Below are 22,697 nucleotides of genomic sequence, written 5' to 3'. Positions count from 1 at the left end.
CCATGCACGACGCCGCGCGCCCGATCCGTCGACAAACAAGCCTTCCAATCAAGGAGACACCGTGTCCCGTTCAAGAATCTTTGCTCTGACGGCGATCGCTTCGTCGCTTTTCTTCGCAACGGCCGCGCATGCCGGCATCGATCTCATCGCGGTCGGCCAGCTCAGCGGCCTCGCCAGCGACTTATCGAAGGAAACCGCGGCGCCGCTGGAGAACGGTGTGGCGGGCAATCTGCTCGGCGGTCTCGGTTCAGGCATCGCTTACGCGGGATGCCATACGTTCGTCGCCGTGCCGGACCGCGGTCCGAATGCGGTGTCGTACAACCCGGCGATCGACGACACCGCTTCGTATATCAACCGTTTTCAGACTTTGCGTCTGCGCCTGAAACCCGGCGCGAGCGGTGCGTCGCTTCCGTACACGATGACGCCGACCCTGCTCGCCACGACGCTGCTCCGCACCGACGACAGGCTGGTCTACGGCACAGGCGCTGCCGCGGGCGTGCCCAACGGCGCGCCCGCGCTCAACCGCCGCAATCACACCAACTACTTCACCGGCCGCTCGGACAACTTCGATCCGACACGCCTGTCGACGAACGACCGCAACGCGCGCTTCGATCCCGAAAGCGTGCGCGTGAGCAACGACGGCGACAGCGTCTTCATCTCGGACGAGTACGGCCCTTACGTGTATCGTTTCGATCGCCGCAGTGGCCGCCGGATCGACACGTACAAGCTGCCGGATGCGTTCGCGGTTGCCACACTGAGCCCTATCGGCAACGACGAGATCTCGGAGAACACCTCGGGCCGTGTCGCCAACAAGGGCATGGAAGGTCTCGCGATCTCGCCGGACGGCAAGACGCTGTTCGGCGCGATGCAAAGCCCGCTGATCCAGGATGGCGGCACGAAAGGCGCGTACACGCGCATCGTCAGGATCGACGTGCGCACCGGCAAGACGACCCAGTTCGCGTATCCGCTGACGAACATCGGCACGGCAGCCAAACCCAAATATCCGACCATTAGCGACGTGGTGGCCGTCAACGATCACGAAATGCTGATGGATGAGCGGGACGGCCAGGGCCTGGGCGATAACTCGACGGCCGTGTTCAAGAAGGTGTTCCATATCGACCTGAACGGCGCTCAGGACGTGAGCAACGCAAGCGGCGAGGCCGGCCTTGCGCCGTATGCGGTGCAAAAGACGCTGTTTGTGGACCTGGTCGCCGCGCTCACCGCCCACGGCTACAACGCGAACGATATTCCGGCGAAGCTGGAAGGTCTGGCATTCGGTCCCGATGTCGTGGTGGGCGGTGTGAAGAAGCACACGCTGTTCGTTGCCAACGACAACGACTTCATAGGCACGGTTACCGATACCAACCACCCGGCCGGTATCGCGAACCCGAATCAGTTTTTCGCCTTCGCGTGGGACCCGAGCGACTTGCCCGGTTACGTTGCGCAAAAATTGCCTGGCGTGGATGACGATCATCACGGCGACCACCGCCGCGACCACGGCGAGTCGGACCGCATGTGCGGGTTCGATCGCGACGACGATCATTGAAGCGCTGACGCGCGCCTCGTAGTTTCCGACGCGCATTGAGGCGACAGAAGGGCGGCGCTGGCCTATGCCGGCGTCGCTCCATCAAGCTAGGCTTCGGCGCCTTGCGCCACGATCAGATCCAGCGAGCCCGCCAGAATTGATCTGGCTGTTTCAGGGTCGTCGACGGCACGCGCCAGCGTCACCGCGCCGACGATGGTCGCGACAATGCCGAGCGGCAGGCTTTCGCTATCGCCGGCCAACGTCTGCGCGATGCGCGCCGCCAGCTTGTGCACGTATTGCGTCAAACTCTCGCGAACCGCCGGCGCCGCGTGCCGCGCTTCGCCGGCAAGCGAGCACAACGCGCAACCGTTGCCCGGATCCTTGATGTGTTTCTCGCTGAGAAACATTTCGGCGATCACGCGCAACGGTTCTTTCTTCGCCGAGCCGCTCGCATTCGCCGCCGCCACGGTCGCGGCGATCCGTTTCTCGCTCAGCGCGACGGCATACTCCAGCGCCTCGACGATCAACGCGTCACGCGACTCGAAGTGACCGTAAAACGCGCCATGCGTGAGGCCGGCGCGCCGCATGCAGTCCGCCACGCCGAGCGCCTCGATGCCATCTTCCCGAATCTGCCGCGCCGCTGTTTCCAGCACACGCTGCCGGCTTTCTGCTTTTTGCGCCTGCGAGTAGCCCATTTTCATCACCCTCTTGACAATCTGCATGATGAGCATAATACTGAAAATGTGCATGATGATCAACATGCAGAATTTGGATGAGGGCATCTTTCGCGGATGTCCGCACGCGGCGGCGTTTGTTGGCCGCTTAACCGTTACAGGCGTCGCACGGCCGTGACTATCGGCGCGTTCGCGGCGCAATCAAGGAGAGAGATGATGCGTTTCTCAGGAAAAACAGCGTTGATTACCGGTGGGAATAGCGGCATTGGTTTCGTCACGGCGAAGCTGCTGATTGCCGAAGGCGCAAAGGTGGTGGTCACCGGCCGCGACAGTGCGAAGCTGGATCAGGCCGTGTCCGAACTCGGAGAAAACGCGCTGGGCGTGCGGGCCAATCTGGATAACGAAGCAGACATCGACGCGTTGTTCGAACAGATCAAGAGCAAATTCGGCTCGCTGGACATCGTGTTCGCGAATGCCGGCATCTCGGGTCCGACGCCGCTCGGCGGCACGACGGCCGCGGCGTTCGAGGCCATTCTCCGCACGAATCTGACAGCGGTCTTTCTGACCGTGCAAGCCGCATTGCCATTGATGAGCGCGGGTGGCGCAGTCGTGCTGAACGGCTCGGTGATGCGTGAACTCGGCTCGCCTGGCTCGTCGGCGTACTCGACCACCAAGGCCGGCATCACGGGTATGGCGAAGGTCTTCGCGTCGGAACTGGTGCAGCGTGGTATTCGCGTGAATACAGTGATCCCGGGCGGCACGCGTACGCCGATCTGGACACGTGGCGCGCGCGAGGGCGCGACGCTCGACGGCACCGAACAGGCGCTCGCGCCGCGTGTTCCGATGGCGCGCCTCGCCGCTCCGGAAGAAGTCGCGGCGGCCGTGTTGTTCCTGGCTTCCAGCGACGCGTCGGGAATGACCGGCGCGGAAATCGTCGTGGACGGCGGCACGATTGGAGCGCCGTGGGGCGCGCCGATTTTCCGTCAAGCGTAAGCGGCGTTCAAGGCGGGAAGCCGCGTCGCTTGACATACAGGCGGCGCGGCTAGCAAGCTCAATACGCTCCGCTCACCAGATTCATCGGCGTATCGTTGACGAAGCTCTCGATGTTATCCATCAACTGATTCGCCAGACTCTGCGAACGCCGCTCGTTGTCCTGTCTTGCCGTGACGCGAGCGCAGCGCCCTGATCATCGTGAACAGCGAGCGCACATCGGCGGCACTGGCCGACGCGTCGAAATACGGTGCGATCTGTTCCAGCACTTCGATCGCTTCGTCATTCCGGCCTTGGTCGCGCAGCATTGCCGCCATGGCCAGCGACGCGCGCAGTTCCCACATTCTCGCGCCCTGTGCGCGGGACATTTCGAGTGCCGTCGCGAAACAGGTGAGCGCTTGAGCGAGCCTGTCGCCGAATTCTTCGCCGGCACCGGCTTGCACACCGGCTTCAGCGTGCGCGGCGATTCCCAGCACACGCCAGATTTCCGGCACAAACATCAGTTCACCGTGATGTTGGCAAAACGCCAGCGCGTCGTTCAGACGGCTGGTCGCTTCGCGAGTGCGTCCCACGCTCACGAGCGCCTCCGCATGCACGACGACAAACAACGTGACGAGGCGCCTGAAGCCGCGCGCAATCAACGCATCGAGCGATGCGGCCAGGATCGGCAGCGCCGGCGCGACCTGTCCGTCGAGGATGTCGCGGTAAGCGCTCAGGCACCCGCAATACTCCACCCACACGTCGAAGCGATGCAGCGCTGCCTGCGAGCGCATGATCTCCAGGTACGCCCCGGCGCGGTTCAGATCGCCCGACAGCAGCGCGAGCGGCGCGGCCACGGCGCCGAGCATGTGCGTGAGCGATGGCTCCATCGTTTCGGGGCGAACCCGGCTCACGAGCGTATCGACCAGCGTCATGGCCTCACCAGGCTGGCCCTGAAGCCAGGCGATCCGCGCGAGCGTCCCATTGCAATAGACGAGCGGATCGACGGCGAACGCGCTGTCCCGCTGCGACTCGCCCTCAAGTTGCGCAAAGCGTTCGCGCGCGCCCAGCAGTCTCCGTTTGGCCTCCGCATGCTGCCCGAGACAGTGCTGCGATATGGCTACTGCCTGGTCGCCCAGAACGGCTTGCCATGCATTGCTTTCGTCTTCGGCGAGACGCTGCAATTGTCGCGCGAACTTCATCGATTCGTGGATGTTGCTGCTGGAGAGCATCATGTTCCATAGGCCCCACAGCGCGCGCGCCTGAAACGCGCGGTCGCCGCTCGCGATCGCCAGCGCAAAAACATCGCGCCACAGTTCGGCCGACCGCGCCACGCACCCGTGAATTGACGGCAAGGCCGTCGCCAACGCCGCGCGCACCCGCATCTCGCAGGCGGCGCCCACCGTGCCGACCGGAAGCTGGTCGAGTACGCCGACCGCCCGTTCGGCGCGTGCGCAGGCCTCCGCGATCATGCCGCCGTCGAGTAGCGCATCGGCGAGGTTGGACGCGAGATCGACGCCGAGACACACATCGCCTTCGGGGGAGAAGGCCCAGTCGAACGCGCTGCGCGCGTCGTCGAACGAGTGGTGGAGAACCGTGGCGCGCTCGGCGTCGCGCGGCACGGCCGGCGCCGTGCGCAACTGAAAGCAGGTGGACAGATAGCGCGCGTGGCGCGAAGCGAACGCCGGGCGCTCGCCTTCGGCCTGCAGTTTTTCCAACGCGTAGGCTCGCGTCGATTCGGGCAGCCGGTACTTGGCAACCGGCCCGTCGAACTCGACGTTGGCGAGCGATTTGGCCAGCAGTTCGCTGATCCCGCTGATCGCGTTCGCGATCGTCAACGTGGAATCGCACACGACCGCGCACATGGCCTCGAACGTGAACACGCCGCCGAACACTGCGATCCGCCGGAAGAGACACTGCGCGTCTTCGTCGAGTAACGCGAAGCTCCAGTCGAAGGTGGCGCGCAAGGTCTGATGGCGCGGCAGCGCGGTGCGGTAGCCGCCCGCGAGAATCGCCATGCGATCGTCCAGCCGCCGATGCACGCCTTCCACGCCGAGCGCCGCGACGCGCGCCGCCGCCAGTTCGATCGCGAGTGGAATGCCGTCCAGGCGGCGGCAAATCTCGCCGACCAGCCGCAATTCGGCGCTCTCGGCCCCGACCTTGTACTGCAATGAGTTGGCGCGCAGCAGAAACAGATTTACGGCCGACTGTTGCAGGATCTCCGCATCGGTGCAATGCAAGTGCGGTACGTCCAGGGGATCCACGCGAAATACGGTTTCGGGCATGATGCGCAGCGGTTCACGGCTCGTCACGAGCACACGCAGCGAATCGCTTTCCGCTGTCAATGCTTCCACGATTTCGGCCACGAAACCGATCACATGCTCGGCATTGTCGAGCACCAGTAGCCGATGCCTGTGCGCGAGCGCCGCGGCGAGTTGCGTGACGGCGGGCGTCGCGCCTTCCGTGAGCAGCCCGCAGCCTTCCGCAATGGCGCCGAGTACGCCGTCATACGTGGTCAGCGTGGCCAGTTCGACGAAGCAGGTTGGCTCGGCGAAAATCTCTTCGGCTTGACGCGCGGCTTCGATCGCGAGACTGGTTTTGCCGATGCCGCCCGCGCCCACCAGCGTCAGCACGTGCGCGTCCTGCAGCATCGCGCGGAGCTGTTCGACTGCCGCGTCTCGGCCCACGAGGCGGCTTTTGGACGAAGGCAAAGGACGCCCGGCGCAAACCTGATTGGCGGGCCGCACAGGGGCCGGCTTTTGCCGATGCACAAGCTGATAGCCGCGGCCGGGCACGGTGAGAATCAGATGCCGGTCCGCGCCGAGAATTTTGCGCAACGCCGACAGATGCACCTGGATGTTGTTCTCTTCCACCACGGTGTTCGGCCAGACCGCATTCATCAATTCGTCTTTCGTGACGAGACGGCCGGCGGCGGACACGATGACGGCGAGAATGTCGAAGGCGCGTGAGCCGAGATGCAGCGCTTCGCCGTCTCGCCGCACGATGCGCATTTCCAGATCGATTTGAAAGCGGCCTAGTTCAATCATGTCGTCTTCAAGTCCCGGGACAATGAGCGTGAGAGAGCGATGTGCCGCTCGGTGGTTGGTGAGCGCCTTGCATGTCCTCGCTGCGGCGGCGCAGGCTCGAACAGCCATCGTCGATGGGCTCGAAAGTACCTTGGCAAATCACGCGCGTCTTGTCGGTTAGTGCGATGCTTTGTAGGAAAGTCTAACGGTGCGTGCGAATACCGTTCGTTCGTTGCAAAAGCGGCATGGTTCAGGAGGCGGCAGGCGCCGTCAGCGGCGTTTGTTCGACGGTCCGGCCGCTCAGCCGGTGGCCTGTCTGCGCCATGTGCCGGGCGGCGTGCCGACCAGTTGCGAGAAGGTCCGCGTGAAATGGCTCTGGTCGGAGAAGCCGCATGCAATGGCGATTTGGGAAAGGGAATAGTCCGAATTTCTCAGGAGATCGCGAGCCCGGTCGATGCGCCGTTCGAGCAGCCATTGATGCGGCGTGCGATGCGTGGTTTCGCGAAAGGCGCGAATGAAGTAGCTGCGCGAGAGGTTGCATGCGTTGGCGATTTCTTCGATCGACACGTTGCCTTGCGACTTGGCGAGCAACATGTCTTTGGCGCGTGTTTCCTGCAAGCTCGAAAGGCGCCGGGTCTTGCTGAAGGACGAGCACGCCGTGTCGCCGTATCGATCGAGCAGATGTGTGCCGATGGCGAGACCTAACTGCTCGACAAACAGCGGGCTTGCGTCGCTCTTGCGGTCCAGCGTGAGCGAGAGGATCTGCGCGAAGTGGCCGAGCGTTGGATCGTGGCGACCGGCGAGCGTGGCGAGGCGCGGCACGTTTGAACCGTTGCGCTCATAACAGGCGTTGGCAATGAAAGCACGCGACAGTTCGATCAGCACGAAATCGAACCCGCGTTGCAGATCGGCCTGGTAGTCGTCCGCGAAGTCGCGGATATAGACGCTATCCTGGCCGAAGTCGTGAGTCGTCCAACGGTGCGCCGAATAGATGCGCCGCCGGTGGCCAGGCTTGAGCGACACGCCGATCAGGAAGCCGCGATCGGAACCGTGCATGGCGACCGCGCTTGGTTTGTCGTCCGCGGTGGACTTGCGATAAAACTTGAACTCGCCCGTGTCGAGTTCGAGGTCCCGGCCGAGCTGGTTCGAGAGGCATCCCAGCGAGTCCTTGGATCGTGCGGCCGGGGCGGTGGTGGCGGTCAGTGTGGCGTTCAACATGATGGGTCACCTCGATCGTCGCGCAGCGGTCGCACTGCTTTCAGCAATTTACCTGAAAATTAAAAAATGTAAGCTAGCGGGATTATGGCTTAATCGGCGCGGAATGTGAAAGTGCGGAGTTAAATGGTCGGTGCTTTAATAACAGGCAGAAGGACATTTGATGCGAACGCGTGGGCTCTGGAGCGTTCAGGCGTGGTGTCGCGCCTTATCGTTGGCGCAGCCGGTTTTATTTTTTTCAGCTTGCCGAAATGATTTATTTTTGCGCTGACATATAGGCGTAACGGATATCGACGCTGTAGGGCGACAGAGTGAGTGCGACTGCCGCCGCAGTTGTGCGACTGAGCGACAAGGTCGGTATGACTGGGCTACATTGTCTGGTCGCGTGAGCATCTACCGCGCCGAGGCCGAGTCGGACAGAGTCGGCCACGAGCGGGCATTCGCGTACGTCGCCAATTTCTGCTCTTGAACCCATTTCACGATACGTGAGGGCCGGCATGTCCGTAACGCCGTAGGGGCATCAATAGCAGCGTCAGTCCATCGCGGTAAACTCGTTGTGGAATACCCCTTAGCTTGCGGACGCCGAAATGACACTGCTACGACGATCGATCGAGACTTACATTCATGCGAAGGACGGAAACCGGCCGCATTTGATGCCCAGTGCGTTCACGGTTGATGCCGAGCTTGTTATGGAAGTCAAAACCGAGGAGATATCATTCCCGACATTGGTTAAAGGCGTGGATGGCATTTCAGCCGTTTTGGTAAGCCAGTTCGCGCAGCGCTACGAGAACATCTACACGTTGTGCCTGGGGACACCGCCAGACGACGAAACCTCGTTCCGTTGCGATTGGCTCGTATGCATGACCGAAAAGGTATCAGGCGCGGCACGCATGGGTTTCGGTAGATACGAATGGCTTTGTCAAGATGGATCGGGAAAGGTCTCGAAGCTTAAAATAACCATCGAAGAGATGAAAAACCTGTCCGGAGAATCGAGCCAATTAATTCTCGAATGGGTACGGATGCTGCCCTATCCGTGGTGTCCGCACGATTTGCCAGCCCAAAGTGCTCCGAATATCCCATCGGTCCAGAAAATTGTCAGACACCTAGTCTGACTGTGTCATAAAGAATATTCGCAGTGGCGTGGTACCTGGTACTATTGAATAATGCAAACTCCGGGCGATCGCGATGAGAGAAGATGTCGACGAATTTGATTCGTATCTTAACCATCTGACGCAGGTATTGGGTCACGCCGATCGCCATGCCGGCCTCAAGGGCTACTGTTCGGGCCTGGTATTGCCGTTGTCACGCAAGAGTGTCGAACCGATGGCCGCGCATATTGACCCACTTCACGCGAGTGCGAAGCACCAGTCACTCCACCACTTTGTGGCCAAGGCAGAATGGTCTGACCGGGCTGTCTTGCAGCGGGTGCACGAATGGGTGATGCCCGCGTTAGACGCGCACGCTGCAGAAGAAACCGGCTACTACTGGATCGTTGACGACACAGGCTTTCCAAAGAAGGGGCGTCATTCGGTCGGGGTGACACGTCAGTACTGTGGGCAACTCGGCAAACAAGACAACTGTCAGGTCGCCGTGAGCCTGTCGATTGCGACGCAACGCGGCAGCCTGCCGATCGCCTGGCAGCTGTATGTCCCCCAGGAATGGATTGACGACCGGGAACGAGCCCGTCGTGCGGGCATTCCCGACGATCTGGCCTTCGAGACCAAGCCCGAGATTGCGCTGGCCCAACTTCGGGAGGCTATAGCATCCGGCGTTGCACCGGGCATCGTGCTGGCCGATGCTGGGTACGGCGACGAAACCGCTTTCCGCGATGGCATCACTGAACTGGGTTTGTTGTACGCGGTAGGGATCCGGCCTGGCACCTCTGTGTGGGCGCGCGGTACGGCGCCACTTCCGCCCAAACCCTGGAGCGGGCGCGGCAAGCCGCCGACACTGTTGCGCCGTGCACCCGGCCACGAACCGCTCGCGGTGAAGGAACTGGCCATGCAATTGCCCGTGAACGCCTGGCAAACCGTAACCTGGCGGGAAGGCAGCAACTCAGCACTTTCCTCACGCTTTGCCGCCGTACGGGTTCGTCCCGCACATCGCGACTACTGGCGAAGTACCGTTCGCGACGAAGAATGGCTGCTCATTGAATGGCCTGACGGCGATGCGGAGCCACTCAAGTACTTTTTCACTACCGCCCCTGAGGAGGCGACACTTGAGCAGCTCGTGTTCGTAACCAAGATGCGCTGGCGCATCGAGCGCGACTACCAGGACCTGAAACAGGAGTTCGGACTCGGCCATTACGAAGGGCGAGGCTGGCGTGGCTTTCACCACCACGCCACGCTGAGTATCGCTGCATATGGGTTTCTGATGGCTCAGCGACTCAGGATGCGCTCGGATGAACGCGGTAAAAAAAACGTCGCTGAACGCACGCTGCCTTCCCTTCCCCCGGATTACATCCCCCGGGGCAGTCCAGCGCGCTCAACGTCACGTTCCTGATTCCATAACTACGTTGCGCATCCTGCTTGGACTACGGCTCATGCGGCGATGGCACTCTTCCTGGGTAGCGAAAGACCACACAACAACTTATGTGACACAGTAAGACTAGCTGGTTGATCCGATCAGTCGGATGTCAGTAAGCGATCCCTATTCGCGTATTTGGGCGAACAGCCGGTTAGTTAGCGTCGCCAATGACCGCTGTCGGGAACGTTGGCTGCGCCTTGAGGGTCGCGATGAGCCAAAGGGCATCAGGCAGCGCGCGGCCAACATCGGTCAATAGACATCGGCGCCCAGATCGTCAACAAACGACGCCGCGTAGCTGATTACGCACACTGAAATCACTATTTCACGGTGAACAGGAACCCAATGGAGCAACGAAGCCGGCCCTTGCTAAGGCAGCGAGCCGCATTCGTCGACTCTAGAGAGCGATGGGCGACCACGGTTCGCGACGGAAATTCAGCACATCGGTGCGACTCGTGATCCTGTCAATCCCAATCGGCGGTCGCCGCCCTGCTCTGACCGTACGGTCGCGCACATACGCACCCCAACTTGCCTGTTAGCGTCGCTCGAAGTTTGAGCAACCCTTGCCGCACATACAGGGCGCTTTTTTGGGCTATGAGCTATGACTACCCCGCACACGGTATTAACTGAACAACAACTTTTCGACGCCGGTTGGTGGATCGTGACGACTTTAGGCCCGCTCATTGTTAGCATACTTGTTATCGCACCGCTGACTGCCGCGCTGACCTCTCGAAGAAAGCGGCGGACGATCGCGCCAACCCGAAAGATAGGTACGGCCTTTGTGTCCGAAGACTGGAGCGAGCTAGTTAGAAATACTGTAAATGTCATGATTTTATATCACAGGCGCTCCTCAGAACTAGTAACGCCAAATCTGAACCTGAGCTCTACGACAGCTTTTTGAAATATGAAAAATCAGGAAGTCCCTTAGTCAGAGAATTAGAGATATCAAAAGAAATTTTCGACAAACAATATAGCGAATTCAAATCCCTTCTATCGAGAAGCGAAATTGCCTTTTCAGGCAGCGAAACGGCATGCGAAGCGTTTCTCCAGAACTCGTCGATACTCATAAGCTCGCTTGAGCCAGATGAGGCCGCCGCCTTGATGGAGTTAAGACGGAATATTGAATCGATTTTGTATTGCACACGAACGATGATCTGGACCATTCGCATGGTTTCGAAAGGCGAAGTCCCGAACGAATTCTTTACTTGCGACTACTGGAAGGTCAATTCTCAGGTGGACGACTTTTTGAAGCTGATCGGACGCGACCCGCAGGCGGATCCGTGGGTTGTCCGAGTCGCAGATCGAATTTTCGCACAAACAATCAAGATGTTGCCCGAAGTTCTCCCGGAAACGGTCGGAGAAATGTATACCCCGCGCACAAAGCCCGAGATCACGTCCGAGGAGGTTGAGAGGTTTAACGACAATTTGCACCGCGGTAAAAAGGTGCTTCCCTCGGTCGAGGAACAACGGTGCGTCGCAAACAACTTGGCAAAACCGGAACTGTCGGTGTACCCGTTTTTGGCTAACAGCTATGCGCGCATGTCAGAGCGGCTCTACGCGTCCCGTCAGACGCCTCGGGCGTCTTCATCAAATTCCTTGGATTGAATACGCGCTGTCTGACCGCCCCCGTCGCGATTGACCGATGCAGCGACAGCATCGCTCCGCAGGCGTGCTCCCCTCATGCCACAACAGACATTGGGCCTAGCCCTCCCTCCCTGCGCCGCCACCGTTCCCATTCGTCGGTTTCCCGCGAGTGACGGCTTTCGAGAACTCCGACCGGCCGAAGCGGGTTGCGTGCGGCCGATCGCCGTCAGGCAGAGGTCGGCCAAGCGCGATCTGTCGGCATTTATGCTCCGAAGTAAATGAGTTCGGGCGTCCGGCGCTGAAGATCTGCGACCGAGAGCGTTATGCGCTCGCCTGTTGCAGATGCTGCTTCATACTGTTGCACGGTACTTAGAATTCGGCGTTTGTTCAACTCGAACGCGAGTCGCACCTGTTGGACGGTTTCATTGCGAGCGCCAAGCTCTTCACTAACGACTTCAAACGGCAGCGCGAAAGCGCAGTATCCCCAGCCGAACCCATAGGCGGAAAACCACACCGCCGAGTCGGCGCAAAGAATGGGGGCAGTCATGGCAGTATGTAGCTGATCCATCGCATTCACCTGCGTCGACGATAGGTTTGACATCAAAGTGTGGCACAGGGACCTTACAACGCGGGGTTCTGTCGACACGACGTTACCACTCCGCCGAGATGATTGTCGTGTAGCGGAGGTGTGATTGCGAAGCGGGACTGATTCGAACGGGTCATGTCCTGCGAATCCCCAACAGGCAGGACCCGGCCATGAAGCGTCGTTCCCTCTTACCGTCGCTCAGACGTTCAGGCGTCTGTTCCACTCAGGAGCAGGTCATTCAATTCGCCGCCGCGACGGGATCGCTCCCGTGACTACCAGAATCAGATAGCCGCACCGCACACCGTTCCGCCACCGCGAACGAGACGTGGCGGCGGAACCGGTTACGGCGACTGCACCTGTACGGGGGCACCTGGCTTACCCGACGCTTGCGGCGCGACAACGAGGTAGCGGCGCTTGTCAGCGGCATGGCCCATTCCTGGTGTGACCAGTTGGCGAATCTGCCCGAGAGCATTGACGATCGCCGAGCCGGCCGGATTGGACATGAAATTCGCGAGCACTTGCAGGTCACCCGTGCCATCGGGGTTATCGGCAAGACCTAGAACATAGGGCTGCTTCGGTTGAAGACCAGTGACAGCGGCCTGGAGAACCTGCACCAGGCCCTGGTCGAACAACGCGACAGTCGTAGGTGCATGGGTGGCGTCCGCCGTCTTGCCCGCGCCCACCGGCACCAGTGCAAGGTGGACGCTCTGACCAGCGAGGCCCAACGTCTGCAGATTCTGCGTACCATCACCTTCCGGCACCGCATTCGGCACATAGGTGACGGCCTGCGGCGCCTGGCCAATGGGCACAGTCGCGATGACCTTGTTGCTCAGTGTATCGATCGCAGTCATCGCGTCGGCGTTCTCCAGCCCGACATAGATGCGGCTGCCGTCCCCCGACGGCCAGAGCCCGTGCGGCAAGTTGCCGACAGGTATCGTCGCGACCTGCGAAAAGTTGTCAGTTCGAAACACCTTGATCACATTCAGGCCCCCAACGGAGACGTACGCGAACGTGCCCTTGTCGTTATGTACGATGTTCACGTGATTCGTAATTGGGCCTGTGTCGAGTGTCCTGATCAGCGCAAATGGCGGCCTTGCATCGAACACCTGGACCTTGCCGGTGTCCTTGAGCGTGAACCAGACCTGCTTGCCGTCGGGCGTCGCCGCCAGGTCGGGACAAAAAGGGCTGGCCTGCTGGACCGTGCCGACGATCTTGTGGTCGGCCACGGACACCACCTCGATCTCCGGGTTGAAGGACGAACAGACATAACCGTATTTCCCGTCCGGTGAGAATATCTGCATTCCGGGGCCAGCCGGGACAGTAATGCGTGTTTTCTCCTCATACGTTTTTCCGTCGAGTACCGCGACGTAGTTTTCACCACGCACGGTCACCCAGACCTCCTTTCCATCGGGCGTGAAGAAAGCCTCGTGAGGCGAGCGGCCAACGTAGGTGACATGCTTGACGGCGTTAGTCTGCGTGTCGATGAATGAAACCGAGTTCGATCCGATCGAGACAACCGCAATCGTGTGATGGTCCGGCGAGAAACCCATGCCGTGCACAAGTAATTGACCTTTATACAACGGACTGAAATTGCCCGGCGAGGGATCGCCGAGCCGAATCAGGCCGAGCAGCGTGGTGTCGGCCGGGTCGATCACCGACACCGTGTTCGAAAACTGCTCAGCGGCGTAAACGCGGTCGTGATGGCTTACGGGAATGTCAGGATCGGACTGCGATCCAGGGGCCTGCCCAGCGCACGCGAGCTGAGTCGCCACCAGCATGGCTGCAGACAACGCGATGGTGATTCTTGATTGGCGTTTCATTGCCGGTCCTCCTGCATAGGGTTTGGCGTGTTCATTTGCATGCCGTGGTCGGACGTCCGGTGAACAGGTGCGACAGGCATAGACGCCGGCTTTTGCTGGTCCGGGGCGGCGGCAGGTGGCGGCAATGGCTGCCCGAGTGCGACGCGCATGGCGACAATTTCCTGTTGTTGCTCGACGACGATCTCTTGCGCGATGCGGCGTAACTGTTCGTTGTGACCGTAACGCAGTTCGGCCTGCGCCATGTCGATGGCACCTTGATGGTGAGGCACCATCATTGCGACAAAATCGCGATCAACGTTGCCTGTCGGTCTCGTCGACATGCCGTCCATCATCCTTGTCATGGCGGTATTGTTCTCCGCCAGGAAGGGGGTTTCGTTGGACGTACCGTCGGTCTGTAAGCCGGCAGTGAAGGAAGGTGAGTCGCAAAGCGCCGAGATCGCCAGAACAATGACGACGCTCAGGATCGTCAGCACGGTACGGGGGCTTGGGGTACGCACGATGGTTCTCCCGTTGTTATGAACAGGTGTCTCATTGGAGTGAACCTGTCAGATTCGGAGTTATTCCGTATCTCACACAGATTTCGCGCAGATGAGGGTTTGCGGCCCGATTGGGCGCCGCGGCATAGCACTGCCGAGTGCCGTCAAATCGCGTCAAGATCATCGGATCGTAAAGGAATGGTAGTGCGCGAGGAGGACGATCTGAAGATGACATCGCGTGGCCCACACAGGCTGTGAACCGGAGCGAAGCAAGGTCCGAAGATCATCAGCCGCGGCCCTTGATGCCGCACCGTTCCCGACGGCTGATACGGATCGACAGCCGAAGTTCGCCGCCGTTGGCGGTGCGGCTTGCGACGAACTTCCGGGTTCGGCCAAACCGCGCCGGGCCCGACAAGGGGAAGTTAGCGAAAGGTAACGGTGCTGCGGGCAACCTGGAATCCGAAGGAAGCCGGGAGTAAAGCGCTGGTCCGACGAACAGAATCTCGAAACCCTGATTACCCCTCCGGCCTCGTCAGGCGGCCGCGACCGTCACCGCATCGCCGATTGAACAGACGCCGTCGCTCAGCACCTCAAGATAAATGCCCAGATCGGCGTGGCCGAAATGCTGCATGATCGCTTTCGGCAGATTGGCATCGCGTGTGGCGGTCTCCGGGTTGACGTTGATGGCGGCACAGCGCCGCGTCGGTAGGGCCCCGCGAAAGCGTACCCCGCCAATCTCGACTTCCCGACCGAGCCAGTTGAGCTCCGCCCAGGCAGGCACGCCGTCGAGATAGATGTTGGCGCGGAACCGCAGGGGGTGCACGGAAGTCCCGGTCGCCTCCTCAAGCGCCCGCACGGAGGCCAGGTTGATCACCGAGATCGCTTTCATCATGACCGGCGAGACCACGCCGACATCCGTGAATTTGTGGCCTGTGGCCGAGACCAGGCGGGGGCGGCCTTCAGTCGCTTCGCCCAGATAAGCCGCCATGAAATCCTCGATCGCCTCGCGGCCCGCAGCACTCGTCGTCGCCGCCTCAAGCACAAGCTCACCGCGATAGCGAATGGTCAGCGTGCCGGTCTCTGGATCCAGCCGTGTCGCCAGCGCGGCAAGCTTTTCATTCTTGCGCAGCATCAGGAAATGGCCCTTGTCGAGCGGCTCGGGGGCTTCCGGATCAAAACGCGTCGTGCCGAGCGCCAGCGCGAATGCGCGGTCGAAGGACAGTCCTTGCCCCTGGCTGACGGCCATTTCCGTCAAGGGCTCGGGAGAGAGGCCCTTGATTGGATAGCGATAGAGATTGATAATTTTCGCCATTATTCCTGTCCCATCACTGATTTTCGCCATTAGTCCCGCAGTGCTTAACATAGCACCTGGTGAGGGTGACAAGCCACCAGGAACCGGGGATGGATCGACAAGCGGCTCGCTCAATATGCGCAGAACAGTCCTTTGTGAGCGTGGACAGGCGGGAACACAAATCGGTGACGTCTAGTTGCGTTCGAGCGGCGGCGGGGCAGAACGGTCGCTCTGGAGCGCAGTGGCGGTATTCGCAAAACTAACTGGGGACGGGAAGGGGCCGACTCCCGCCGAGCGTCGTCGGACAGAATCCGGCCGATGCTGTTGAAAAAGTCGTTGACGTCTCCCGCATAAGGTTTTTAGGGGTCGTCTTACCCTTAGCCGGCATTCGCGAGCGGTTTGTAGACCGATCTGAGAGGTCGATTTTTTCACCGCCGAGTTGAAAAAGCAGGGCAGCGATTTTTTCAACAGCATCGGCCATGAAGGGACATTCGCCCTCCTGGCGAACATCGTCGAGAATCGCAGTCTCACCATCTAGGAAGTCGCGATGGAGCCTTGGGAAGCCATCGGCGTGGTCGCCGAGGGCAGCAAATAATCATTTCAGGGTTGAATCCATGGAGTTTCGAAGGGAGGCGATCGCCGGAACCGCCCATCGTGTTGCCTCATCCGAAGTATCGAACGCAACGGCATTTAGTGCGGATCTTTGAGATCGAGTCCGGACCCGGCGTCGTTCGCTTTGCTGCGGCGGAAGTTTCGGCGGGAGTATGGGCGTTCTATCAGCTCGTCGCCCAATGAGTGCAGCATCGGTCTGCCGCGGTGCTGCCCCGTGTCGGCCATGAACGGTCCTTCGACTCCACTGCACGAATCGTCGACAATGACGGTTTCAAAGCTAGCAGCGGCAAGCCCACAGGGAGAAACAGATGGACGAGGCGTTTCAGCCAATATTTATCGATGTTGCATGGACACACGGTTTCGTGACGGAGCCGATTCGACTCGTCTCGCAGCTTGACAACGAACGTTATGAAATTCGCAAACTCGAGTTTTTCCGCGACGGTCGGGTGCGGATACGCAGACGGCCACAATTCGGCAATGGGAACTCAGCTTGGAAGGCTGCCGGTCCCACCATTGGCCGAGATAAATTCGGATGCACAGTTCAACGCTCGTAGCATAGAGTCGGTATTCTTCAACCATCTGTTGTCACAGCACGCATCGGGTGCCGAGAGATAAGGCACAGTTCGGCCCAAGAACAGTCGCTCAAGTGTATCTCGTGAATCGTCGATAATCGTGTCAGACGCGCAGGGCAGGGGAAACTTGGCAAACGCGCTCGCAGATTGGCGAACATCGGTCCCACTTTTGTTGCCGTCTCGCTGTTCGAGAAGTTGCCCCTCGCTGCAACCGCCGACGTCTATGCGGCGCTCATGCCGTGGGCCATGTCAGTTCATCCCCCATGAGTTATAGATTTGCTCGTAAGAAGTTCACGACCTCCTGATCGATCTGTCGGTGAATCTCCACCCGATCGATCCCGGGCGCGTCCTGGCAGATCAGCGCCGCACTGACTGCGACCGAGGCCGGACAAGGATCAATGAAAACGAAGTGATTGCCTGGCACGATGTGGGTTGCAGGCGGTGTGGGCAAGCCTGACATAACGGCGAGAGAGTTTCTCGCAGAACCAAGATAGCTGTCGTCCTGCGGTCGATAAAGCATCGTCGGTACGCGTACAGCGGACAAGCCAGGCGCCTCAAACATCATGGCCAATGGATCCATCAGCACTAGGGCCTTCAGGCGACGTTCAACGGGCGGTTGCCAGCTTACCAATTGGTTGGGTACGGCCGCTTTACCCTGGGCGCCGTTCGTACCATTGCCGGATGCTGAACGCGGACACGATCCGGGATCATCGTGGCTCGCGCAGTATGCACTGGCGGACGCAAAGTCGGGTTTCGCTCCCGCCAGAATGAGCGCCGTGTAGCCGCCTGCCGAGTATCCGATCATGCCGATTCGTCCGGCGTCGGCGCTCGCCGAAAACCGTGGATCTGTGAGGACTGCATTGAGCGCGGCCTCTGCCTGCCGGGGGCGATCGATCAGAACCTGGGCTTGCGATGGCGCTCGGGGATAGCCTGAAGCGTCACCAACGTGGGTCGGCAAGACGGCGATAAATCCGGCACGAGCCAGAACGCTAGCCAATTCACGATGGCTGAGAGGGCCGCCACCTCGCCCGTGTGAGATCAATACGACCGGGAAGCGACTATCCGGTGCGGGCGAAGCATTGCGCGTCGCCTCGACGGTGAACGGACCCGCTTGCCACGGAACCTCACGTTCAAGCGTAGGGTAAAAGACGACCGCGTCGAAAGGAGCCGCCTCGCCCGCCACCGTGAGACGGATTACGCCTGCGTAAAAAGCGGCCGGGGCGGCTAGCGCGGAGCACGGGCATACGATTGCCAATACAAAAGTCAGTATCCAACGCATGTCATTGCTCCTGGTGAGCGAGAATGAGAGGCGAAGATTATCAGAACGTTCTTACACGTTCGATGACTGAAAGGCGTCGTTTATCGATCGCTTACATTGTTGCGACGATGCAGCGCAGACTGTTTCAGCCCAAAATCGCGCGCTGTCTTTCCTGAGAGGCTTTCGAAGTTTTCGTCGCTAGCAGTATCTGTGATCATGGCTAGCAGTAAATTTGAACGGCAACAGGGGCAGCCACCTCGGCTCCCGGATCGGCGGGATGGCGTCGATCCGGGACAATAGTCGCGTGACATCGTGGCGGCTGGCGTCGTCGCGATTGCATGATGAACGGGTAGGTTTTACATCAACGCCACGGCTACTTGAACCATTGCGCTACTAGCGAAGGATTCTTGCCGATCCACGCCGCTACACCTTTTTCCGGCGTGGCCTCGCCTCCCGTCCGAATATCGTCCATAAGCGAGCCAAGCGTCTGGTCATCCATCTTCCACTGATGCAGCCAGCGCGACGGATCCGGATAGTCATGCGAGAAATGTGATGCAGCGATGCAATAAATCGCATCCGGCGCGCCGAATGTGCCCTTCGGATCCTTCAGATAGTGCATCGGATACTTCGCCCACACCCAATGGGGATTCCACAGTGTTACCACGATTGGCTGGTGTCCCTGTTCGGCGCGCGCTAACTGCAGTAGCATAGCCGCCTCCGACGACGCCAGCACCGAGTAATTCAGGCTGTAGTCCGTCTTCGCCTTCGCCGTCAGCTTCATCAGCCCGCTGCCCGATTCGATGCCGAAGATCGTAGCGTGGCCGTCGTGCATAAACTGAGCTGCCTGGTCATTCAACTGATCGACGCTGTCGATCTTTACGTAATCCGGTACGGCCAAACCCAGTTGCGCTTTATCGAACCAAGGGCCGATTTTTTCCACGCGGGCCTTCACATTGTCGTAGGGGGCGGCGTCGGCCGACGGCAGCCATACCTCGAAAGTCAGGTCTAGCTTTCCTTGCGCGACGCCACTATAGATGATTGCCTTGTCGCCCGGTTGCAGGTTGACCGTGTAGCCCCTCTGCGTGAGCAAAACTTTCCATAGATTCGCGACTGCAATGTTCTCCGCCCAGTTGTTCACGCCAATCGTGATCGGCGTGTCCTTCGGCCCGGCAGCGGCCGCTGGTATATGACACATCGCAAGAACTAGCAATGCCGTTTTCAGCCAGTTATTCATGGATATTCAACTCCTGGATCAGGGAAGGCCGCCTTTGTGCTCACCAAGCAGCCGTAGGTGCTTGAAAATCAGGCGAGCAGGCGGTTTTCGAATGGATAGTCGGACAACAGTTCGACATGGCCATCGTCACGTACGTACACCTGTTCTTCCAGTTTGACGCCTTCGCCGCCGTCTTCGTGGCCGATATAACTCTCGATGCACAGCGTCATGCCCGGCTCGATCACGCCGTCGTAACCTTTTGCTTCGTTGTCTTCGCGATGAACGATGTACGGATATTCTCCGGTCATGCCCACGCCATGCGCGAGGGCGAAGTAGCGGCGTGCCTGATACGGACCGGGGATTTTCCAGGCCTTGGCGATGAACTCCTGGAAGGTCGTGCCGGCGCGCACATTTTCCATGTTCGAATGGACCTGCTCGTAAGCGAGGCGGTAGAGATTCTTTTGCGCGGGTGTTGCGGGACCGTCGCCGCACAGAAAGGTGCGTGAAAAATCGGCGTAATAGCCGAAGCGCCCCACCACGTCGGTATCAAGGCCAACCAGTTCGCCTGCCTGAATCTTGCGCGGACTGCTTTCCTGGAACCACGGGTTCGTTCGCGGCCCCGAACTGATGAGCCGCGTTTCAACATAGTCGCCGTCAGTCTCGATGATGTGCTTGTGCAGATGCGACCACAGTTCGTTTTCGCTGATGCCGGGCACGAGCGCAGCTTCCAGCTTGCGCACGCCTTCTTCGGCCGCGCGCAGCGACGAGCGGATCATCTTGATCTCGTTGGGCACCTTGATCGCCCGAGCGCGCTCGAGCGGTTCCTGTGCGTCGGAGATCTGGTAGCCGCGTGCCTGCAATGCGAACGCCGCTGCCGAGGTCGCGCTTTCGATTGCGATGCGCTTGCCGCCGCCGCACTGCTTTACCAGCTCGTCCATTTCGTCGGCCCAGCGTTCGGTAACGCGGCCGAGCATATCGTCGCAGAAGTAGTAGGAAATCGCCGTGGCGGGCCGTACCTCGTCAACCGTGTCGAGTCCTTCAGCCAGAAAATCGCAGCCCGCGTATTCGAACAAAACCACCTTGCCTTCTGCGGGCACGAACACATAGCGCGCAGGGTTACGCATCGAATAGACCTGCATGTTGCGCGAACCGGTTGCGTAGCGCATGTGCGTGGGATCGAAAAGGATCGCGGCGGTGAGGTCGCGCTTCCTGAGTTCGCGGCGCACGGCGGCGAGCCGGTCGCGCTGGATCTGCGCAATTTCTTCCGCAGTCGGTTCGCAATCTTCCGGGCGATGAGTCGGGCGAAGAATTGTCATGGTGTCAGTGAGAGCGCGTTATAAGTATTGGGAACGACGAGGTTTACCGCAGCGGCTTCGGCAGGGACTTGAAAGCGACTTCAATCGACAAGATTGTCGGCACGGACCAGCTTTTGTTCGGCTTCCAGATGCATCTCGGACACGCGTCCATAGAGCTGGCGGGTACGCTCCAGCCGCCCAATCACGCCAGGCTTCTTCGAATACGCGAAGATCGCGGTATGACGGTCAATCTCACCTTGCACAAGCGTCACGCGGTGCAATGAGAAACGGCCCTTGAACAGTTGCAGGTCGCCCGGCTGCAGCGTAATGACGTTGATCGGCGCACGAGTTTCGCCGCGTACCACCGCGCCGACGCCGTCGTAGTTCTCGCCGCCAGGAGAACGGATGTTCGGGCAGTACTCGAAATCGCCGCCCGCGTTGGGCTGTTGCGTCATCATCGAAACGATGAATTCATTGGTGTCGTAGTGCCACGGCTGTTCGGTGCCCGGCGGCATGACGTTCTGTACAAGGCCTGCATACGGGTCGGCGTATTCCCGGATACGCTCTTCGCCAAGGCAAGCCGCGACAAAGCGTTTCATGGCGTGAGCCACGTAGATGCGGTGAATGATCGCGTCGCCCGGAATCAAGTCGCGCGTGACGAAGCCGCTGGTACGGTCCATGAACACGCGGCGCGGATCGCCCTCGGGCAAAGACGGATCGTCGGCGGTGAAATACGCGTTGACCTTGCGGCTCGAAAAGTACGTCTTCCTGGCGAGCGCCAACCCTTCGGCGCGAGCCTGCTCCAAAGCAGCCGAACGCAGAAAACCGTGCAGCACGGCGCTGCCGTTACCGGCAAGATGCGCCCGGCAGCTTGCGACGAGCTCACGCATGCGGGGGTGGTCTGGATCGTGCAACGGATAACGCTCGGTATCGACTATATCGCCCAGATCGGTACATTCGGCGTCGGCAAGAGGCAGGCTGGCTGACACGGTGCGGCTCCAGTTTTGTGGTTCGAAGGTTGATTTGTGAGCTGAATTGTTTTCGACAACAATCAGCTCACCGACGTCCTCATGTTTTGATCGCCAAATTTCTTTGGAAAGCGAGTAATTCCGATGGCAGCCATCAGCGGACCCGATTGGTCCAAACTCAGCTCTCTGGACCCCGAACTGGTGCGTGCATTCGTCGCTGTCGTTGACAGTGGCGGCTTCACCGCTGCCGCAAAGCAACTGCATCGCACACAATCCACTATCAGTCTGCGGATTCGCACCCTCGAAGAGCGTCTCGAAACACACATGTTCTTGCGCAATAGCCGGCGTCTCGCGCTATCGCGCGACGGGGAGAACTTCCTGATTCACGCGCGGCGCATTATTCAGGTGCAAAACGAAGCGATCGCTGCACTAAACCGGAGCAGCCGCGAAGGAGTGATCCGTTTTGGACTGCCTGAGGATTACGCCGAACTGTGGCTACCGGATCTGCTGAAAAAATTTTACGAGCTGCGGCCAGGTGCGCGGCCGCACATCCATTGCCGGATGTCGCTCGAATTGCTGGAGCGGTTGCAGGCGGGCGAGCTGGATCTCGCACTCGTCGTGCGGCACGGTTCGACGACGGGTGGCCGGAGCCTGGGGCGGGAAAATGTGGTGTGGGCGGCGCACAAGGATTTCGTGCTCGACCGGAAGGCCTCGGTGCCGCTCGCGTTGTTTCCGGAGACTTGCTGCTACCGGCAGCGAGGACTTGAGGCGCTGGCGGCACTGGACCGCTCGTATCACGTGATCTATACGAGCCAGAGCCCGACCGGCATCAAGGTGGCCGTGAATCACGGTGCGGCGGCGACGATCATTGACCGCTGTACGCTGCCGTCCAACTGGCGCGTATTGGGTGCCGCTGAAGGGTTGCCGCCGCTACCGCCAGCAGATCTCGAATTGCATCGCTCGTCAGGGATTCGTGATCCGGCCACAGATGATCTTGCCTCTTTAATCGAAGCAATGGTAGAGGAACGTCGGCGTGCGTCGAATGAACTTGCGCTGATTTAGGTTTATTCGTCCGGTAAATTCAAGGACT

At 60.0% G+C, this 22,697-nt stretch carries 17 protein-coding genes; 6 read left to right on the top strand and 11 right to left on the bottom strand.

Annotated elements, in window-relative coordinates; all coding sequences use genetic code 11:
• Positions 1-61 precede the first annotated feature (61 nt).
• Entirely contained in the window at positions 62-1,546 is a 1,485-nt protein-coding gene (locus B0G81_RS15560; RefSeq protein WP_134137128.1) for an esterase-like activity of phytase family protein, read from the top strand.
• An 86-nt stretch (positions 1,547-1,632) separates the two neighbouring features.
• Here the strand turns inward: B0G81_RS15560 and B0G81_RS15555 are convergent, their stop codons facing one another.
• Positions 1,633-2,307, bottom strand: a complete 675-nt coding sequence (locus tag B0G81_RS15555; RefSeq protein ID WP_243856465.1) for a TetR/AcrR family transcriptional regulator — start codon at positions 2,305-2,307, stop codon at positions 1,633-1,635.
• Between the two features lie 108 nt (positions 2,308-2,415).
• Here B0G81_RS15555 and B0G81_RS15550 point away from each other — a divergent pair, with 108 nt between their 5' ends.
• Positions 2,416-3,192 carry an SDR family oxidoreductase gene (locus tag B0G81_RS15550; protein ID WP_134143122.1) on the top strand — a complete coding sequence of 259 codons (777 nt, stop codon included), beginning with the start codon at positions 2,416-2,418 and terminating at the stop codon, positions 3,190-3,192.
• Between the two features lie 113 nt (positions 3,193-3,305).
• Here the strand turns inward: B0G81_RS15550 and B0G81_RS15545 are convergent, their stop codons facing one another.
• Both B0G81_RS15545 and B0G81_RS15540 read right to left on the bottom strand, forming a co-directional pair.
• Positions 3,306-6,215, bottom strand: a complete 2,910-nt coding sequence (locus B0G81_RS15545) for a winged helix-turn-helix domain-containing protein (RefSeq protein WP_134137124.1) — start codon at positions 6,213-6,215, stop codon at positions 3,306-3,308.
• Between the two features lie 279 nt (positions 6,216-6,494).
• On the bottom strand, positions 6,495-7,412 hold the full coding sequence (locus tag B0G81_RS15540; protein WP_106283210.1) for a helix-turn-helix transcriptional regulator: 918 nt from the start codon (positions 7,410-7,412) through the stop codon (positions 6,495-6,497).
• Positions 7,413-7,996: 584 nt separating this feature from the next.
• Here B0G81_RS15540 and B0G81_RS15535 point away from each other — a divergent pair.
• The 3 genes from B0G81_RS15535 to B0G81_RS15525 all read left to right on the top strand — a co-directional run bounded on the left by B0G81_RS15535 (position 7,997) and on the right by B0G81_RS15525 (position 11,537).
• Complete coding sequence (locus tag B0G81_RS15535) at positions 7,997-8,521, top strand: hypothetical protein (RefSeq protein WP_134137121.1); 525 nt, start codon at positions 7,997-7,999, stop codon at positions 8,519-8,521.
• Between the two features lie 73 nt (positions 8,522-8,594).
• On the top strand, positions 8,595-9,911 hold the full coding sequence (locus tag B0G81_RS15530) for an IS701 family transposase (RefSeq protein WP_134135296.1): 1,317 nt from the start codon (positions 8,595-8,597) through the stop codon (positions 9,909-9,911).
• 918 nt (positions 9,912-10,829) lie between these two features.
• On the top strand, positions 10,830-11,537 hold the full coding sequence (locus tag B0G81_RS15525) for a hypothetical protein (RefSeq protein ID WP_134137119.1): 708 nt from the start codon (positions 10,830-10,832) through the stop codon (positions 11,535-11,537).
• Positions 11,538-11,778: 241 nt separating this feature from the next.
• Here the strand turns inward: B0G81_RS15525 and B0G81_RS15520 are convergent, their stop codons facing one another.
• From B0G81_RS15520 to B0G81_RS15480, 8 genes are all read right to left on the bottom strand, one after another.
• Positions 11,779-12,084 (bottom strand): hypothetical protein, encoded by a 306-nt coding sequence (locus tag B0G81_RS15520; RefSeq protein ID WP_243856463.1) that lies wholly within the window; start codon positions 12,082-12,084, stop codon positions 11,779-11,781.
• A gap of 359 nt (positions 12,085-12,443) precedes the next feature.
• On the bottom strand, positions 12,444-13,922 hold the full coding sequence (locus B0G81_RS15515) for a beta-propeller fold lactonase family protein (protein WP_116122112.1): 1,479 nt from the start codon (positions 13,920-13,922) through the stop codon (positions 12,444-12,446).
• Complete coding sequence (locus B0G81_RS15510; protein ID WP_134137117.1) at positions 13,919-14,419, bottom strand: DUF305 domain-containing protein; 501 nt, start codon at positions 14,417-14,419, stop codon at positions 13,919-13,921. The genes B0G81_RS15515 and B0G81_RS15510 overlap by 4 nt, the downstream gene beginning before the upstream one ends.
• Positions 14,420-14,930: 511 nt before the next feature.
• Positions 14,931-15,710, bottom strand: a complete 780-nt coding sequence (locus B0G81_RS15505; protein WP_134137115.1) for an MOSC N-terminal beta barrel domain-containing protein — start codon at positions 15,708-15,710, stop codon at positions 14,931-14,933.
• 1,431 nt (positions 15,711-17,141) lie between these two features.
• Complete coding sequence (locus tag B0G81_RS15495; protein WP_134137111.1) at positions 17,142-18,152, bottom strand: dienelactone hydrolase family protein; 1,011 nt, start codon at positions 18,150-18,152, stop codon at positions 17,142-17,144.
• Between the two features lie 352 nt (positions 18,153-18,504).
• Positions 18,505-19,365, bottom strand: a complete 861-nt coding sequence (locus B0G81_RS15490) for a glycine betaine ABC transporter substrate-binding protein (RefSeq protein ID WP_134137108.1) — start codon at positions 19,363-19,365, stop codon at positions 18,505-18,507.
• Between the two features lie 68 nt (positions 19,366-19,433).
• Positions 19,434-20,660, bottom strand: a complete 1,227-nt coding sequence (locus B0G81_RS15485) for a Xaa-Pro peptidase family protein (protein ID WP_116122106.1) — start codon at positions 20,658-20,660, stop codon at positions 19,434-19,436.
• 80 nt (positions 20,661-20,740) lie between these two features.
• The gene (locus B0G81_RS15480; protein ID WP_134137103.1) at positions 20,741-21,628 is read right to left on the bottom strand and encodes a hypothetical protein; all 888 of its coding nucleotides are present in this window, start codon (positions 21,626-21,628) and stop codon (positions 20,741-20,743) included.
• 123 nt (positions 21,629-21,751) lie between these two features.
• Between B0G81_RS15480 and B0G81_RS15475 the strand changes: the two genes are divergently transcribed.
• Positions 21,752-22,669, top strand: a complete 918-nt coding sequence (locus tag B0G81_RS15475) for a LysR substrate-binding domain-containing protein (protein WP_106286229.1) — start codon at positions 21,752-21,754, stop codon at positions 22,667-22,669.
• The last annotated feature ends 28 nt before the right edge of the window (positions 22,670-22,697 follow it).

Origin of the sequence: Paraburkholderia sp. BL6665CI2N2 (genome assembly GCF_004366535.1) — a bacterium.
Lineage (GTDB): Bacteria > Pseudomonadota > Gammaproteobacteria > Burkholderiales > Burkholderiaceae > Paraburkholderia.
Note: the sequence above shows the minus strand (reverse complement) of the source record. Positions and strands in the feature narration are given on the sequence as shown.